Source organism: Aquabacterium sp. (assembly GCF_036279675.1).
In the GTDB taxonomy this organism is placed as follows: Bacteria; Pseudomonadota; Gammaproteobacteria; order Burkholderiales; family Burkholderiaceae_C; genus Aquabacterium.
On record NZ_DASUIS010000090.1, the window covers coordinates 1 to 16,509 of the forward strand.

Sequence of the window (16,509 nt, forward strand, 5' to 3'; positions counted from 1 at the left end):
CTTGTACTTCAGAGCCAGGGGGGTGGCCACGTTGAAGTTGTACAGAGGAGCTTGCTTCTGCACGGTGCCGCCATCAGGGGTCACGTCGGCCAGCACTTGCTTGGTCACGTAGTTGATGGTGAAGTTGGCCAGGGTGAAGCCATACGAACCGCCGGTGTCGTCGTCGTCACGATGGAAGTACAGAGCGGAACCATTGGCGGAACCAGCAGCGATGTTCAGCTTGGAGCCGACCACGATCTGGGTGATGGGGAAACCGAATGCCACGGGCGTCACGGTGCCGTTGGTTTCGCCGGGTGTACCAGCCTTGGCGACGTAGGTGTTGCCCTTGGCAGCAACAGTCAGCTTGACCAGGTCGAAAGCGGCCAGGTCGTCAGCCGTGAAGGTCTGAACCGAATTGCCGTCAAAAGACGAGAAAGGAATGGTCAGGTCAGCGTGAGCAGAAACAGAACCGAGGGCCAGAACAGCAGAAACAGCGGCCAGACGGAAAGCAACAGACTTCATAGGAACTCCTTGGTAGAGGCAGTGTGAGCGGCTTGATTTGTGGCGATCACAACTGGGTGACCGGTGAATTCATGATGCCCAAACGACCGATTTCCCACCCCCCGCGAACACGGGATCGACGTACGGGAAACCCCCAAAAAATCCGCAACGATTAGCGTTAACCCAACATCAAAATTGAGCCCGCTCGGCAGGGAATTTACCAGGTGAAGGGGTAACCCTCACTTCAGAATCAGACGGGAGCAGCCCCTGGCGGCACCCATGAAAACGCCCGCCAGCACATGAGCTGGCGGGCATGTCGGCATGCCTTCAACAGGCCGCGCAATTGCCTAAAGCAGGCGGGGCCTCATCAGGCCCAGGCGTTGGCGATCAAGGTATTGATGGCCAGCGGGGTAGACGTCACTGCCGCAGGCGGCGCCATGGACGACATGGCCTGGATCAGCTGCTGGCAGGCCACTGAACCGGTCATGAGCACATTGCCATTGGCCAGCGTCAGCGACTCCACCGCGCCAGCACCCGCGGCCTGACCGCTTGTTGTGGCAAAGAAGCCTTTGACGACCACGGAGTCCGTCGAGCCAATCAAATTGACGCGAAGATCCTGTGTATTGGCCACATGCGTCAGCCAGACATTGCCTCTGGTCAACTGGCCGGAAATGGCAAGGCTGTCGGCACTGCCCCCCAGATCCGTAACGGTGTCATTGCCTTGCCCCTGCCCCCAGCTGTAGCTGTCAGCAGAAGTCGTGGACGAGTCAAACAGCACGTCATTGCCTGCACCACCGTCATAGCTGTCACTGCCACTGATCGACGCCTGACCGGCGGACTCGGCGTCACCGAACAGCGAATCGTCACCGGCCTGACCGAGCAGAACGTCATTGCCTGCGCCACCCACCAGCGTGTCCGAGCCTGGCGACAGCATGTCACCAAACAGGAAGGAGCTGTCGCCTTCGAGCTGGTCATTACCGGCCGCCCCCTCGAGGCGATCGCTGCCGTCCCCGCCCAGGATCACGTCATCGCCCGCACCTGCCCGGACCGTGTCGCTACCCTGCTCCGCGGACACGACGCCGTCGCCAGCACCATCGTCCACCAGGTTGTTCAGCTCATTGCCGATGGCGATGTGCCACTCCGGCGAGGCCAGCGCCAGGTTCTCCACATTGGCCTGCAACTCGACATAGGACGCTGACGTGGCGAGGGTATCGGTACCCTGCCCCGCAATTTCCACGATCACGTCGCCCGCATCGTCGTCAATGTAGTAGTCGTTGCCCTCGCCGCCGAACAGGGAGTCCAGATCACCTTGGCCATTGAGTGTGTCGTTGCCGGCGTCGCCGTAGAGCGTATCGGCGCCGGAATTGAGCAGCGTAGGGGTACCGTACATCGCGTCGCCCTGGAGAAAGTCATCACCACCTCCTCCGGAGAGGCGGTCTGAACCTTCGCCACCGTTTAACGCATCGGCTGCTGTATTCCCCTTCAACGTATCATTCCCTGCTTCTCCCCACAAGCTACCTCCAGCGGTATAAATGCGGATATCGTTGTTCAGTGAATTACCAATACCTACTGATGGCACGCTACCCGACATGGAAAGGTTTTCAAGATTGGCACCGAGAAAATACATGGCCGAATACGAGGTGACCTTGTCCACCCCCTGCCCAGCCTCTTCAACAATCACATTTTCGTCAGAATTCAACAAGTTATACCAATCGTCACCATCCCCACCAATAAGTAAATTCTTGCCGTAGGAGCCCCATAGAATATCATTCCCTCCACCGCCAATCAGCGTATCATCGCCCGAGTACCCGATGATAACATCCTGCCCGGAAGTACCCACCAGATAATCATTTCCTGGGCCACCATATACATTATTAGCCATAATTCATCCTAATTTAAGTTTCATTAACCCAAGGTCTCAGCAGATCAGATTAAGAATGCTGCCTTAGGCGAGAAAATTCTAGGATGAGGCAAAGAAAAAATAGTCCCCCATGAGTGGGCACTCCTACAAGGGCCTTTCACTCGACTAACAGCCAAGGTATATAGCACTCGAACGCTGCCATATTAACTTCGCGCAGAACTACCACTTGCAGGCGTTCACCGCCAATAAAAAAGCGACCCGAAGGTCGCTTCTTTTTCAGTCGCTACTAAAAGCAACTGAACTACCAAAGAGTTGCGAGCATGCGCGACTACAAAAAAATGATTAGTTCGCCACGTAAGGGGTAGCCGAGATTGGACGCGAACGCAACTTGAGGCTGATATCTTGCGTCAAGGTGCCAAAGTCGAACTCCAGCGCACCATCAGCGAAGTCAGGCAGGTGCAGGGAGTTCTTGAACGAGGCCTTGGTCTCAGGCGTGAGGAACAGGCTACCCAACACTTCATGACCGGTAATGGACACAGGGAACCTGTACTTCAGCGCCAGAGGCGTGACCGCCACAAACGTGTAGATGGCTTGCTGCTTGGAGACCTTGCCGCCCTTGGCTGTCACGTCAGCCAGCACCTTCTTCAGGTCATAGTTGATGGTGAAATTGGCAAGCGTGAGGCCCAGAGATTCACCCGTGTCATCATCGCTGCGAGCGAAATACAAGGCAGAACCAACAGCCGAGCCAGAAACGATATTCAACTTGGAACCGATCACGATCTTCGTGATGGGGAAGCCCACAGCAGCAGGATTGATGATGCCGTTGGTTTCACCAGGCGTACCGGCTTTGGCTTCATAGCCCGTGCCACGAGGCTCAACCTTGATACCAACCAGATCAAAAGAACCCAGATCATCAGCCGTGAATGCCTGAACGGAATTCGATACCGTGAAATTGATTGGAATCGTCAGATTGGCAGAAGCTGCCTGCGGCACGAGAGCAATAGCAGCAGCGAAGGCACAAACGCTAGTAACGGAACGCAACATAAGGTCTCCAACAAAGGGGGTATAACCGGTTTGGGTTATTCATCAAACCACACACCGATGATCGCGATTCACCTTGGAAAGAGACACCCCCTGTTCAAGGGGCTACCCCCTGAAAGTTGTGCGAGATGCACGCACTTTCAGGGTTTGCCCGCCCCGTGATCGCGGGCCAATTTCAAGTTAGAAGCTTCGGCCGATGCTGAGCGTCACGATGGTGTTCGTGATTTTCATTTTTTGCTCGCGCACATATGTACCCAAGTTGTCACTATTTCTATTGCGCTTCACAAGCTCCATCAACCTGGTCGTAAAGTCTCCACTTGACCAGGCGTCCTCACCCAATTGATTCAAGTTAGGAAAGTCTGCAAAGCCCTGATCATTAGTCGCACTGAAGTCCTTCAACACAGCAGACTGGCTTGTGATCTGAGTATTGGAAGTAACCAAACGGCTAGTAGCCTTTAGGGCAACCTGCCCAACGGAAAGGTTAACGTGCCAATCGTCATTGATGGGCGAAGAAATCCCAACAAAAGGACCAAATCCAAAGGTGTTTTTCGTTGTGAGCGTTGTTTTACCACCAATATACTCATCGAAGAATCCAGTAGTTCTTCCGTCGAAGAATATCGCATACATGGCGCCGACACCCACATATGGTCGGATCATGCTTTGCGCATCACCAAAGTTGTAGCTGCCGATCACCAGAGGTGGCAACATTTTGGTACTCGCAATATGCTGCCCATTAACAGTGTTTGGCGTAACACCGTCAGCACGAACGCCATCACCATATATCTTGATATTCAATGGGGCAGCAAGAACATAGGCCTCAATAAGCCATTTTCTACTGTCATCCAACCAATACCCCAACGAAATGGTGGGCGTACCTACATGTCGCTGAGCTTTCGCCTTAATTCCGACTGGTGCACCAATACCATTCAACCCCGTCGCACCAAAAAAGGAATCAGCCTCAGGCGCCGCATTCAGGTCTGGATCTGCTGCGCTTGTACCGCCAAACAACAACGTACCAGCGAATGCGTAAGCGTTAGCATCCCCGCTATTTACATATCTATTGCAATCGGCCACGGAAGCGGTCGGCGTCGCAGAGCCGCAATCAGCCTGCAAAGCAAGCCCGGTATTTAACGCCTGCTTGAGCTCCTGGCGACTAACAACGTTTCCAGTAATGTCTCTTGCATCATCAGACTTGGTCTTGGTGAAAGCGGATGTGTACCCCAAGCGCATGAACAGGCGGCTGCGAACATTGTTGTCCCACCCACTCGGGAAGATGCTATTGGCCTGTGCAAAGGCCGGTGCAATATGGGCCGACCCGATAAACAGTGTAGTGAAAAGTGCAGCCGTTTTGATACCGGCTCGGAACTTGTGCATGCTGTCTCCTGGAGATATATAACCACATTATCCGCAATCAATTGGCGGAATCACAGCTCAACATGGAAAAAGCCGCTCACATTCGCGAGCGGCTTACTGCTTTTACAAAGTGTGCTTTACCGGCACACCCTGTTGTCGCTGCTGATGCAGATTAGCGAGCGCGGCGGCGAGCAACCAGGCTCATACCAACCAGACCCAGGCCCATCAGAGCGTAAGTGGAAGGCTCAGGAACTGCAGGCGTAGCAATCACGCTGATGGTCGAAGTGATCGAACCGAAACCAGCACCGCCACCCTTGGTAGGATCGTTCACCGACTTCAGAGCGCTGATACCGATGGAGTTCAGGTTCAGGGACTTGGCGAACATGTCCATCGAAGCTTGCGAAGCAAACAGACCAGTCAGCGTGTTGGTCACGGTGAAAGGCGTTTCAGTTGCCGTGCTGGGCACCGAGAAGCTGGTAGGGCCAGTCAGGTTGGTGTAGGTCCACAGAGCGAAGTGGTTCTGCACGCCCACGCCGTTTGCGCCGTTGATGTCAGCGTAAACAGTCTTGGTGGTCAGGTCGACATTCAGGTTGTTGATCACCAGCGAGCCCGGGCCGGAAGTGGCGCCGTTCTTGATGGTGGTTTGCGTAGCGCCACCGGCGGTAGCAACTTGCTCAACCGTCAGCGTGGAGCCGTCGAAAGTGCCGGTCAGCGAAGTGATCGGAGCAGCAGCCGAAGCGGAGATGTACTTGACAGCACCGGAAGTGGTGGTCGAAGTAGGCGCGTTCAGGGTGGCAGGAGACACTTCCGTGATCTTCACTGCAGCCGTGTTCAGGGCGCTGATCAACAGCGACGAGAAGCTCAGCGTGCCGGAACCGGACAGGTCATGCAGGTTCCAGGTGGTGCCGGTGGTGTCGGTGCCCGACAGGGTGCCGCCCACAGCCAGAGTTTGGCTAGCAGCTTGGGCAGCGCCCACGGCCACGAAAGCGGATGCAGCGACAGCGAGGCTCTTCAATGCAAATTTCATTTGTTTCTCCACAAAGAGTGAACGTTTCTAACTAGATCGACATCAAACCGGTTTTCCGAATTCGGCGCCGATCTGTGTTGGCATGGTTATTACTTTAGGAGAAGGTGGAATCCAAAACATCAGGAATCCCCCTCCCTTTGCGTGTGGTTCCTCACGAAGAGGGGGGGTCTTCACCACACAACCCCCGCATTTGAGTGCCGGGGTTCCCCCTCATGAGGTCACACGAGCAATTACTTGGCTGCGCGACGACGGGCAACCAGGCTCATGCCAACCAGACCCAGACCCATCAGGGCGTAAGTCGAAGGCTCAGGAATGGCAGGCACCTTGGCAGCCGTCACGGTGATGGTCGAGGTGATGGTGCCGTAACCTGATGGATCGTCATTCACACCCATCAGCGAAGGGATGCCCAGGTCTTCGTTCAGACCGGCAGCTTGCGTGAACAGGTTGAAAGCAGCGTCATAGATCTTCAGGCCGCTCAGGGTGTTGGTCACCGTGATGGTGCCTTCCTGGGCTGCAACCGAAGTGGGGCCGTCAACGGTGGTGATGTGCCACAGCTTCAGGTCGTTGACGATGCCGACGCCGTTGCCACCGTCCAGCGTGGCGTACACGTCGTTGGTGGTCAGGTCAACGCGCAGGTTGTAGATGGACACATAGCCACCCGAACCAACGTCGTTGGCACCCAGCGATTGCTTGGCGCCACCGGCGGTGCTCACACCCTGAACAGCAACCGTGGTGCCGTCAAAAGTGCCAGACAGCGACGTGATGCCAGCCTTGGCTTCCACGGACGTGTAGCCATTGATCGTCAGTTCGACGGGGTCAACAGCCGAAATCGTCACTTCACCCAGTTCCAGCGCGCCCAGCAGGGTGCCCGAGAACGACAGGGTGCCGGAACCGTTCAGGCCAGACACGGTCCAGCCTTGATCAGTCACCGACTCACCAACGTTCAGCGTCAGTGCGCTAGCGTTGGCAGCGCCGGCAGCCACGAAGGCAGCAGCGATGGCCAAGCTCTTGAATGCAAATTTCATTGTGATCTCCACTCTTACGCGAACCTTTTTTTGAAAAGGACTTCAAGCGATCCAGGGGCGTCCGCACCCTCCCCAAGCGCTCGCAGACTTCACCGATCTGCACATTCAAGATCTTGAGGGCTGAAAAAGCCCTGAACAAGACTGATATCCCGTAGATTGCAACAATCCGTGAACCCAGCGACATCAGCCCGCAACGCGCCCCCTCAGGCGAGGGTAGTGGAAGTACCTAATGAGGGAACCAGGCGCCGAGAAACAGATCACGCGGAGCGTTCAGGAGGCGCTCAACCCAAAGCTCGTGCGGCGGCTTTGGTCACCTTGCGCTATTGAGCTTGAATACGTCAATCCACGTCAAGGCATGCCGCGCGAGGCGCCGTGAAGAACTGCCGCAAGTGGGATCCGCCATGACTGCCATACCGCAGAGCACGGCAGGGTGACGCCTCCCGGCGCCCCCCCCTTGTAGCGAGCACTGACAGGTCAGCCCCCACGCTACCCCAGAACCACCTTGGCGAACTTGCGTTTGCCCACCTGAACCACGAACTGCCCGGCCGGCAGACGCAAGCCCTTGTCGCTGATCACCTGCCCGTCGACACGCACGCCACCTTGTTCGATCATGCGCATGGCCTCGCTGGTAGACGCCACCAACCCCACTTGCTTGAGCAAGGCACCCAGACCGATCGCCTCACCGCCCTCTGGCAGGGCCAGCGCGGTCTCGGGAATATCAGCGGGGATGCCGCCACGGGCGCGGTTGTTGAAGTCTTCCAGGGCGCCGACAGCAGCACTGGCACCGTGGAAGCGCGCCACGATTTCCTGTCCCAGCATGACCTTGGCATCACGCGGATTGCGGCCCGCGGCGCATTCGGCCTTGAGCGCCGCGATGTCAGCCATGGGCTTGAAGCTCAGCAAGGTGAAGTACTTCCACATCAGGTCATCGCTGATGCTCATGAGCTTGCCGAACATGTCGTTGGGCGCTTCGCTGATGCCGATGTAGTTGTTCTTGGACTTGGACATCTTCTCGACACCATCCAGCCCCTCCAGCAAGGGCATGGTCAGGATGCACTGCGGCTCCTGGCCATATTCCGCCTGCAGATGGCGCCCCATCAGCAGGTTGAACTTCTGGTCGGTACCACCCAGTTCCAGGTCGGACTTGAGCGCCACCGAGTCATAGCCCTGCATCAGCGGGTAGAGGAACTCGTGCACGCTGATCGAGGTGCCCGCATGGAAACGATCGTGAAAATCGTTGCGCTCCATCATGCGCGCCACGGTGTAGCGGCTCGCCAGCTGGATCATGCCGCGCGCGCCCAGGGCATCGCACCACTCGCTGTTGTAGCGGATCTCGGTTTTGTCAGGGTTCAGGACCAGGCTGGCCTGCTTGTAATAGGTCTCGGCGTTGGCCTTGACTTGCTCGGCCGTCAACGGCGGGCGGGTCGTGTTGCGTCCGGATGGGTCACCAATCAGCGATGTGAAATCGCCGATCAAGAAAATCACGGAATGACCGATATCCTGTAATTGGCGCAGCTTGTTGAGCACCACCGTGTGGCCCAGATGGATGTCCGGTGCGGTCGGGTCCAGGCCCAGCTTGATGCGCAACGGCACGCCAGTGGCCTCGGATCGGGCCAGCTTTTTGATCCACTCGTTCTCGGGCAAGAGCTCGTCCACACCCCGTTGGGTCACGGCCAGGGCTTCGCGCACGCGGTCCGTCACGGGGTAGTCAGGCTTGGCTTCGGGTGCTTTTTCGGTATGAGACATGAGTGACCAATGGGTGAAAATCAGCAGATTGGACACCCCAATTGTGGGGAGAGGCGGGGATATACTCCCCGACCTGAGGGTGCCCAGGCGTGTGCTGTGTGCAACGCGGGCTGATTTTAGGGGACAGCATCCCCCGAGACCGCATCTGGATGGGATTTCAGTTTTGACTTCATCTACCTTGCTAGAGGCATTGCAGTCCAGCTTGGGCCGATTTCAGTCGGCCGCGCACCGCCACCCCCGCCGTGTCAGCGCTGCTGTCGTCGCCCTGCTGGCCGGTACTGCCTTCACCGCCTTCGGTGTGGCCCCACTGACCTCCCTGCCCCAAGGCCCCCAGCCCACCATCACCCAGATCAACGAAGCGGTGGCCGTGCCTGAGTTGCCCGCCCAGATCGCCCGCATGGACGTGCAGAGCCTGGTGCTGTATCGCAGCGATGTGACGCGCCCGGCCGACACCGTGGACAGCCTGTTGGCCCGCCTGGGTGTGGACGACCTGGATACCGCCCAGTTCATCCGCAATGACCCGGTTGCCGGCACCATCCTGCAAGGTCGCACGGGCAAGTCCGTCAAAGCCACGGTCGACAACGGCCAGTTGCGCGAACTGATCGTGCGCGGCCCTGCCGACACGACCAACGATTTCGACACCCACTTCACCCGCCTGACCGTCACCCGCGTGCAGGAGGGCAATCAGCCCGCGCACTGGAACGTGCGCAAGGAGCTGGTGCTGCTGGAAACCATGCCTCAGATGGCATCCGGCACGATCCAGTCATCCCTGTACGCTGCAGCCGATGATGCCAACGTACCCGATGGCGTCACCAATCAGATGGCCGAGATCTTCGGCAACGACATCGACTTCCGACGCGAACTGCGCAAAGGCGATGCCTTCAGCGTGCTGTATGAAGCCCATACGGCCGACGGCGAGCCCATCACCTGGGGTGGTTCGGCTGGCCGCGTGCTGGCAGCCCGCTTCATCAACAAGGACAAGGTCCACGACGCGATCTGGTTCCAGGAAGCCGGCAAGAAAGGCACCTACTACGACCTGCAAGGCCGCAGCAAGACCCGCTCCTTCCTGGCCTCGCCGCTGGCGTTTTCTCGCGTGACCTCCGGTTTCGCGATGCGCTTCCATCCGATCTTGCAGAAGTGGCGCGCTCACCTGGGCGTGGACTTTGGCGCGCCCACTGGCACACCGGTGCGTGCCGTGGGTGATGGGGTCGTGAGCTTTGCCGGGCAGCAAAATGGCTACGGCAACGTGATCCAGATCCAGCACAGCGGTGACCGCGCCACGGTTTACGCCCACTTGAGCCGCATTGACGTTCGCCGTGGCCAGCGCGTGGAACAAGGCGCGCGCATCGGCGCCGTGGGCGCCACGGGATGGGCAACCGGCCCGCACCTGCACTTCGAATTCAAGCTGGGCACGCATCAGGTGGACCCGATGACCATTGCCCGTGCATCCGACAGCCAGGTGCTGTCGCCTCAGGCATTGGCCCAATTCCGTCAACGCACGGTGGACGTGGCCAGGAGCATCCAGGCAGCAGGCCAGTGGCAACTTGCGGGCGCGCAGTCCGGCCCTCGATTCGAATGAGCCTGGACCTCCAGCCCTCTGCCCGCCCTGGCGGGCTTTTTTCTGATCTGTACATCGGACTGATGTCCGGCACCTCGCTGGATGGCGTGGACGGCGTGCTGCTGGGCCATGTGCAAGGCAACTGGCAGATGCTGGCGCACGCGCACCGCCCTTTACCACCCACCTTGCGCCAGGCCCTGCTGGATCTGAACACCCCAGGCGAAGACGAACTGCACCGCAGCGCGCTGGCATCGCAGGCCCTCGCGGTGCTCTACGCCACGGTCGTTCAGGCGATCTGTACCAGCGCCGATGTGCTGCCAAGCGAGGTTCAGGCCATCGGCGCCCACGGCCAGACGGTGCGCCACCGCCCCGATCAGGGCTACACCATCCAGCTCAACAACCCTGCCCTGCTGGCCGAGCTGACAGGCATTGACGTGGTGGCAGATTTCCGCACACGCGACGTCGCCGCTGGTGGCCAGGGGGCCCCCTTGGTGCCGGCCTTCCATCAGGCCATTTTTGGCCAACCGGATCAGACCGTGGCCGTGCTGAACATCGGCGGCATGGCCAACCTCAGCATCCTGCGCCCGGGTGAGTTGCCCCTGGGCTTTGACTGCGGCCCTGGCAATGCCCTGCTGGACATGTGGTGCGAATGGCAGACCGGCCACGCCTACGACGCCAACGGCGAATTCGGGGCCCTGGGGCAGGTCAAGGAAGATTGGCTGGAAGACGCGCTGCAGGAGCCCTTCTTCAGTCTGGCCCCACCCAAGAGCACCGGGCGAGATCTGTTCAATGCCGAATGGCTCAACCGCTGGCTGGGCCCACATGGCCTGACGGATGGCCCGCTGTCAGACACCGATCTGGCACATGACGTACAAGCCACATTGTGTGAACTGACGGCGCGCAGCGCTGCCCTGGCCTTGCGCGATCATGCGCCTGACGCCGATGAAGTGGTGGTGTGCGGCGGTGGGGCGCTCAACGGCGACCTGATGCGCCGGCTCAGTGAACAGCTGCCGGGTGTGCGCGTGGGTCGCTCGGACACCCACGGACTGGATGTCATGCAGGTGGAGGCCGCAGCCTTTGCCTGGCTGGCCTGGACCCACTGCAACCGGCTGGCCGGCAACGTGCCGGGCGTGACCGGCGCACGCGGAGAACGCGTACTGGGTGCACTGTACCCCGCACGCTGAGCAGCATGTAGAACCAGCGCCAGCGGCCTCAGAGCTCGCCGACGCTCGGATCGGGATCAGACCGAGAAGCTGGAGCCGCAACCACAGGTCGTGGTGGCGTTGGGATTGCGGATCACGAACTGGGCGCCTTCGAGGTCGTCCTTGTAGTCGATCTCGGCACCAACCAGGTACTGCAGGCTCATGGCGTCGATCAGCAAGGTCACGCCGTTCTTTTCCATCTTCGTGTCATCTTCGTTGGAGATTTCATCGAAGGTAAAGCCGTACTGGAAGCCCGAGCAGCCGCCACCCTGCACGAACACGCGCAGCTTGAGATCCGGGTTGCCCTCTTCGGCCACCAGTTCGGCCACCTTGGACGCAGCCGCGTCCGTGAAGATGATGGGCGCCGGAACGTCTGCAGCAAAAGTGTCAGCAGTGGTTTGGGCAACAGCGGTCATGTATTTCTCCGGAACTAAAAATCAATTCTTCTGGGATTGCGCGATCACCGGCTGCACTGTGGTCACGGGGCCATTGGAACTGGCAGCGAGCTTCAGTGCGGGTTTGTCGTCGGTTTTCAGGGGGCGCAGTTCACCGTCAATCGTGGCGCCCTGGTGCATTTCCAGGGCTTCGTAACGCACATCACCCACGATGCGCGCCTTGGGTTGCAATTCGAGCAGATCTTCGGCCATCACCGGCCCTTCGATCAGACCATTAATGATGACATGCCCGGCCCTGACCTTGCCATGGACGCGGGCTTTTTCGCTGATGACCAGCAGCGATCGGGCATCGCCCGTGCAGGTCACATTGCCTTGCACCTCGCCATCAATGCGCAGGCCATCGCTGAAACGGATCTCGCCCGTGATCACGGTGCCTTCGCCGATCAAGGTGCGAATGGGAGGGGTTTTCTTCCAGCCGAACATCACGGTTTCCTCGTTCAAGAGAGTGGGCGAAAGCTGCTGAGGTTACACGTTTGTCACATCAGGTCAATGCCTTGACCGGGCGTATTTCACAACATGAAGCAGCTTTAACCGCCACACACCCGTCAAAGCGGCTGGACCTGCCCCGCGCGAACCTGCCCGGACTCATCCAGAACACGCACCTGCACCTGCTTGACCACACTGTTGCCAGGGAGGTCCAACTGCCCTTCCACGCGCCTGTATTGCTTGAACGCAAGCGGCTGGGTGAAGTGTGGCACGGTGTCAGCCCAGGGTCGCCCATCACGCACGCCACTAAGCAGCAACTCCACACGCCCCTTGAATTCGGGCTGATTGCGGCCACCTTGCTGCATGATCAGCAACTGAAAACGCAACTGACCTGGTGCGGGCGTTTCGACCTGAAGACCTCGCACCGACAGACCGCTGCCGCTGGCGGGCAACAAGCGCTCGAAGAAACCGAGGTCGTCCTTGAGCGCCAGGTTCTCGGTTTCCAGCGATTTGACCTGCTCGGCCAGGCGCTGCTGCGTCACGCGCTCTGCCTTCAACAGGCTGTCAGCGGAATTGGCGATGGCCTGGGCCGCATCGCGCTCATGCCGCGCATCGTCCAGTTGTTGGCGCAACTGGGCCACCAGCTCGCCCGACTTGCGACCGTCCTGATTCAGGCCAGCGATGTTGCGGCCGAACTCGAAGGCCCACAGGGCCAGCGCCGCGGAAAAACCCAGCATCAGCGCCGCCACCGCCCAGCGCAAGGGCCAAGGCAGATGGCTGCGCACCGCCATGCGCGGCGAGCTGATGGACAGCCGGCGCCGGATCAGCCGCCAGCGCATCAGGGCAGCACCGGCACGAGATCCAGGCCCAGCTTTTCATCAAAGCCGAACATCAGGTTCATGCACTGCACGGCCTGGCCAGAAGCGCCCTTGGTGAGGTTGTCCTCGACCACCAGCACCATCACCGTGTCGGGCTGCGGCTTGTGCACGGCGATGCGCACGGTGTTGCTGGCGCGCACGCTGCGGGTTTCGGGCGCGCTGCCCGCGGGCAGCACATCCACGAAACGCTCACCCTGATAGTGCGCTTCGAAGATGGCCTGCAGATCAGCGGCCTGGCCTGCAGCCGTCAGACGACCATACAGCGTGGAGTGGATGCCGCGGATGATGGGCAGCAGGTGCGGCACGAACAGGCAGTTCACCGTGTCATCGCCAGCGATGGCACGCAGTTGCTGGTTGATCTCCGGGCCATGGCGATGGCCCTTGACGCCATATGCCTTGAAGTTGTCGGCGGCCTCGGCCAGCAGCGTGTGCACTTCCGCCTTGCGGCCAGCCCCCGACACACCCGAAGCACAGTTGGCGATCAGGTGCGTGGGCTCGACCAGTTTGTTCTTGAGCAATGGCGCCAGGCCCAGCTGCACGGAGGTGGGGTAGCAACCTGGGTTGCCGATGATGCGCGCCGTCCTGATGGCTTCACGGTTCAGCTCAGGCAAGCCATAGACGGCCTCCTCCAGCAGATCCGGGCAACTGTGGGGCATGCCGTACCACTGCTCGAACACCGCGGTGTCCTTCAGGCGGAAATCCGCTGCCAGGTCAATGACCTTGACACCCGCGTTGACCAGCTCACGCGCCTGGGCCATGGCCACGCCATGCGGCGTGGCAAAGAACACGACATCGCATTCCGTCAACCTGGCGTCATCGGGCGTCACGAAAGCCAGATCAACGTGCCCGCGCAGGCTGGGATACATGTCTGCCACAGGCATGCCGGCCTCCTTGCGAGACGTGATGGCCTGCAATTGAACCTGCGGATGCCGCGCCAGCAAACGCAGCAACTCCACTCCGGTATAGCCCGTGCCACCAACGATGCCGACTTTGATCATCTGAAATCCTCTTGTGCGTCCCGATCAGGGAAAACCGCCATTTTAGGAAACTCCTGAGCCTTCTCGAACTGATCGCATGAATTGCCACCAGATCCGGGCCCTGTTCAAGGCTTCATCCGTGACGTGCATCACAAACAGCGCAAGGGTGTGCATTCCTTCACGTCAATCCGTCAAGTTCCGCTTCCAAGATCCGAAAGCAAGGCACCCACGGGATCGGTGGCCCTCTATCCACCGTCACCAACCTTGCTGCCGGCCATGCGCAAACTTCGCTCCATCCTCACCCTGACCGCATTGGCAAGCGCCTGCCACCTGGCCGCTGCCCAGACGACTTTTGCACCCACCTCGACCGAATACAGCTGGTCCACCACGGTCAACCAGCTGGGCATGCGCAACATCCACAACCAGGGCATTCTGGGGCAAGGCGTGGTCATCGGGATGATCGACACAGGTCTCAACACCGCCAACCCCGAATTCCAGAACATCGGCAGCCGCCTGCTGACAGGCTACAACGCGGTTGACGGCAGCAATGACGTCACTGACAGCATCGGCCACGGCACACACACCACGGGCATCGCCGCAGCAGCGGGCAATGGCACGGGCATGTACGGTGTCGCACCCGAAGCGAGCATCCTGATGGTCAAGGTATTCAATGGCGGCACGGCATCCGCCTCGGCCATCAACCGCGGCATCGATTACGCCTCGGCGCATGGCGCCCGCGTGATCAACCTCAGCCTGGGCGCCCCCACAGCCACGGGCGACGCCTCCTTGCGCGCAGTGGCCGCCGGCAACAATGCCGTGGTGGTGATTGCAGCTGGCAACGACAGCGCCGCCACACCCAACTGGCCGGGCCACTACGCCAAGGAAAGCTGGACGAACGGCACCATCCTGGTTGTGGGCGCGGTGGACGCCAACAAGCGCATCGCCTCGTTCTCAAACAAGGCGGGTGACACCGCGCAGTATTTCCTGGTGGCACCCGGCGTGAGCATCATCTCCTCGTACAACACGGGCTATGCCTACCTGACCGGCACATCGATGGCTGCGCCGGCGGTATCCGGCGCAGCCGCCCTGATCACGGGCTACTGGCCGTATCTGCGCGCCAATCAGGTGGCATCCATCCTGCTCAATACGGCTGATGATCTGGGCGCACCGGGCGTGGATGCCGTCTATGGCCGCGGCATGCTCAACGTGAACCGAGCCCTGTCGCCCATCGGCAGCTACACCTACCGCACAGCCAACGGTAGTCGCACCACCGTGTCGCTGTCGACGGCGGGCGTCACCAGCACACGCCCCAGCGTGAGCACGCCGTCTGCGTTCAAGGGACTGGTCACGCAGGTGTTTGACGAGTACGGTCGCAACTACACGAGTGACGAAGGGGCCGCCCTGATGGGGCGCAGCGTCATGACGCTCAACAGCGTGCTGGGCCGCCCCGACCGCATGCTGGATGCCGCCGATCAGGTGCTGAGTTCGGGCAGCCGACTGACGAGGTTGCAATCACGCCAGACGGATGTGCAGCAGGCTTCACGTGTGGGTGCACTCAACACAAGTGGTGACCCATGGAACCACCTGCAACGCAACGACTCGTCCATGGTCATCCTGCACCACATCTCCGGGCTGAGCTTCAGTGCCGGAGATGGCGGCCTGTCCGGCATGAGCCTCGGCCTGATGAGCTCCAGCTTGGCGCAACGCCTGAGCGGCGCAGACAGCGTTCTGGGTAACCCCATGCTGGGTTTCGCGCCCAATCACCAATTCGCGTCGGTCACCATGCCTTTGAGCGCGCACTGGAGCGGCCGCCTCGCCGCAGCACGATCCAAGGCCTACGACGCGGCTTCGGGAGACGTGAACCTGCTGGAGTTCGGCTATGACAACGGCACGCAGGCGCTGAATATTTCCGCCGGTCAGTTGACTGAACAAGGTCTGCTGGGCGGCTACACCAGAACGCAACTGGGGCTGAATCAACAGACAGGGACCTCAGGCCTGACCATCAGCGGTGCCTGGGCCCTCGGCAGCAACTGGACGCTGACAGGCTCGCTCAGCCGCACACGCACCGCCGCCCCCACTGCCAGCGGCCTGCTGGTGGACGCCACCGACATCAAGGCAGACGGCTACGGCCTTGGGCTGGTACGCGCGGACAACTGGCGCGCAGACGACAGGTTGAGCTTCACGATCAATGCGCCCTTGCGGGCGCGCAGCGGCACACTGAGCTACAGCGTGGTCAACGATGTGGACCAAATCACCGGCGAGCCTATCTACGGCGTCCACACGGTGAACCTGGCCCCCACTGCACGCGAATGGACCGTCGAGACGCGTTACTCGACACGCCTGACGGCCAGCAGTTCGGTCAGTGCCGTGGCCGCCGTGCGCGTGCACCCCGACCACGATGCCAGCGCACCATCTCAACTCGCAGCAGGCATCCGGTTCAATCAGGCCTTTTGACAACGCACAGGCCCGGCAGCGCCACC

14 protein-coding genes are annotated in these 16,509 nt (G+C 60.1%); 3 read left to right on the forward strand and 11 right to left on the reverse strand.

The features are described 5' to 3' along the window. The 7 genes from VFW93_RS10835 to tyrS all read right to left on the reverse strand — a co-directional run. The coding region (locus tag VFW93_RS10835; protein WP_329694011.1) for a hypothetical protein at positions 1 to 501 on the reverse strand (501 nt) is incomplete at its 3' end. Between the two features lie 346 nt (positions 502 to 847). After that, positions 848 to 2,362 carry a calcium-binding protein gene (locus tag VFW93_RS10840; RefSeq protein WP_329694012.1) on the reverse strand — a complete coding sequence of 505 codons (1,515 nt, stop codon included), beginning with the start codon at positions 2,360 to 2,362 and terminating at the stop codon, positions 848 to 850. Positions 2,363 to 2,683: 321 nt separating this feature from the next. Continuing rightward, positions 2,684 to 3,385 carry a hypothetical protein gene (locus VFW93_RS10845; RefSeq protein ID WP_329694013.1) on the reverse strand — a complete coding sequence of 234 codons (702 nt, stop codon included), beginning with the start codon at positions 3,383 to 3,385 and terminating at the stop codon, positions 2,684 to 2,686. Positions 3,386 to 3,562: 177 nt separating this feature from the next. Further along, positions 3,563 to 4,756, reverse strand: a complete 1,194-nt coding sequence (locus tag VFW93_RS10850; RefSeq protein ID WP_329694014.1) for an OmpW/AlkL family protein — start codon at positions 4,754 to 4,756, stop codon at positions 3,563 to 3,565. 151 nt (positions 4,757 to 4,907) lie between these two features. Then, entirely contained in the window at positions 4,908 to 5,762 is an 855-nt protein-coding gene (locus VFW93_RS10855) for a PEP-CTERM sorting domain-containing protein (protein ID WP_329694015.1), read from the reverse strand. Positions 5,763 to 5,992: 230 nt separating this feature from the next. Further along, complete coding sequence (locus VFW93_RS10860; RefSeq protein WP_329694016.1) at positions 5,993 to 6,787, reverse strand: PEP-CTERM sorting domain-containing protein; 795 nt, start codon at positions 6,785 to 6,787, stop codon at positions 5,993 to 5,995. Between the two features lie 486 nt (positions 6,788 to 7,273). Further along, the gene (gene tyrS / locus VFW93_RS10865) at positions 7,274 to 8,533 is read right to left on the reverse strand and encodes a tyrosine--tRNA ligase (RefSeq protein ID WP_329694017.1); all 1,260 of its coding nucleotides are present in this window, start codon (positions 8,531 to 8,533) and stop codon (positions 7,274 to 7,276) included. A 202-nt stretch (positions 8,534 to 8,735) separates the two neighbouring features. Between tyrS and VFW93_RS10870 the strand changes: the two genes are divergently transcribed. Next, complete coding sequence (locus VFW93_RS10870) at positions 8,736 to 10,112, forward strand: M23 family metallopeptidase (protein WP_329694018.1); 1,377 nt, start codon at positions 8,736 to 8,738, stop codon at positions 10,110 to 10,112. Continuing rightward, positions 10,109 to 11,275, forward strand: coding sequence for an anhydro-N-acetylmuramic acid kinase (locus tag VFW93_RS10875; RefSeq protein ID WP_329694019.1), 1,167 nt, complete (start codon positions 10,109 to 10,111; stop codon positions 11,273 to 11,275). The genes VFW93_RS10870 and VFW93_RS10875 overlap by 4 nt, the downstream gene beginning before the upstream one ends. Before the next feature lie 56 nt (positions 11,276 to 11,331). Here the strand turns inward: VFW93_RS10875 and erpA are convergent, their stop codons facing one another. The 4 genes from erpA to argC form a co-directional block, all read right to left on the reverse strand. After that, complete coding sequence (gene erpA, locus VFW93_RS10880; RefSeq protein WP_329694020.1) at positions 11,332 to 11,709, reverse strand: iron-sulfur cluster insertion protein ErpA; 378 nt, start codon at positions 11,707 to 11,709, stop codon at positions 11,332 to 11,334. Between the two features lie 21 nt (positions 11,710 to 11,730). Next, a complete protein-coding gene (locus VFW93_RS10885; protein ID WP_290639076.1) occupies positions 11,731 to 12,171 on the reverse strand; it encodes a bactofilin family protein in 441 nt (146 codons plus the stop codon). A 122-nt stretch (positions 12,172 to 12,293) separates the two neighbouring features. Next, the gene (locus VFW93_RS10890; RefSeq protein ID WP_329694021.1) at positions 12,294 to 13,013 is read right to left on the reverse strand and encodes a DUF6776 family protein; all 720 of its coding nucleotides are present in this window, start codon (positions 13,011 to 13,013) and stop codon (positions 12,294 to 12,296) included. Continuing rightward, positions 13,013 to 14,050 carry an N-acetyl-gamma-glutamyl-phosphate reductase gene (gene argC / locus VFW93_RS10895; protein WP_329694022.1) on the reverse strand — a complete coding sequence of 346 codons (1,038 nt, stop codon included), beginning with the start codon at positions 14,048 to 14,050 and terminating at the stop codon, positions 13,013 to 13,015. Before argC ends, VFW93_RS10890 begins: the two co-directional genes overlap by 1 nt. A gap of 255 nt (positions 14,051 to 14,305) precedes the next feature. On the opposite strand from argC, the gene VFW93_RS10900 reads away from it, so the two are divergent. Continuing rightward, positions 14,306 to 16,483 (forward strand): S8 family peptidase, encoded by a 2,178-nt coding sequence (locus VFW93_RS10900; RefSeq protein WP_329694023.1) that lies wholly within the window; start codon positions 14,306 to 14,308, stop codon positions 16,481 to 16,483. The last annotated feature ends 26 nt before the right edge of the window (positions 16,484 to 16,509 follow it).

Excerpts from the sequence above, each read along its gene's own strand:
- VFW93_RS10840 (WP_329694012.1), bottom strand. The coding sequence starts at position 2,362 with ATGGCTAATAATGTATATGGTGGCCCAGGAAATGATTATCTGGTGGGT.
- VFW93_RS10845 (WP_329694013.1), bottom strand. The coding sequence starts at position 3,385 with ATGTTGCGTTCCGTTACTAGCGTTTGTGCCTTCGCTGCTGCTATTGCT.
- VFW93_RS10850 (WP_329694014.1), bottom strand. The coding sequence starts at position 4,756 with ATGCACAAGTTCCGAGCCGGTATCAAAACGGCTGCACTTTTCACTACA.
- VFW93_RS10855 (WP_329694015.1), bottom strand. The coding sequence starts at position 5,762 with ATGAAATTTGCATTGAAGAGCCTCGCTGTCGCTGCATCCGCTTTCGTG.
- VFW93_RS10860 (WP_329694016.1), bottom strand. The coding sequence starts at position 6,787 with ATGAAATTTGCATTCAAGAGCTTGGCCATCGCTGCTGCCTTCGTGGCT.
- tyrS (WP_329694017.1), bottom strand. The coding sequence starts at position 8,533 with ATGTCTCATACCGAAAAAGCACCCGAAGCCAAGCCTGACTACCCCGTG.
- VFW93_RS10875 (WP_329694019.1), top strand. The coding sequence starts at position 10,109 with ATGAGCCTGGACCTCCAGCCCTCTGCCCGCCCTGGCGGGCTTTTTTCT.
- erpA (WP_329694020.1), bottom strand. The coding sequence starts at position 11,709 with ATGACCGCTGTTGCCCAAACCACTGCTGACACTTTTGCTGCAGACGTT.
- VFW93_RS10885 (WP_290639076.1), bottom strand. The coding sequence starts at position 12,171 with ATGTTCGGCTGGAAGAAAACCCCTCCCATTCGCACCTTGATCGGCGAA.
- VFW93_RS10890 (WP_329694021.1), bottom strand. The coding sequence starts at position 13,013 with ATGCGCTGGCGGCTGATCCGGCGCCGGCTGTCCATCAGCTCGCCGCGC.
- argC (WP_329694022.1), bottom strand. The coding sequence starts at position 14,050 with ATGATCAAAGTCGGCATCGTTGGTGGCACGGGCTATACCGGAGTGGAG.
- VFW93_RS10900 (WP_329694023.1), top strand. The coding sequence starts at position 14,306 with ATGCGCAAACTTCGCTCCATCCTCACCCTGACCGCATTGGCAAGCGCC.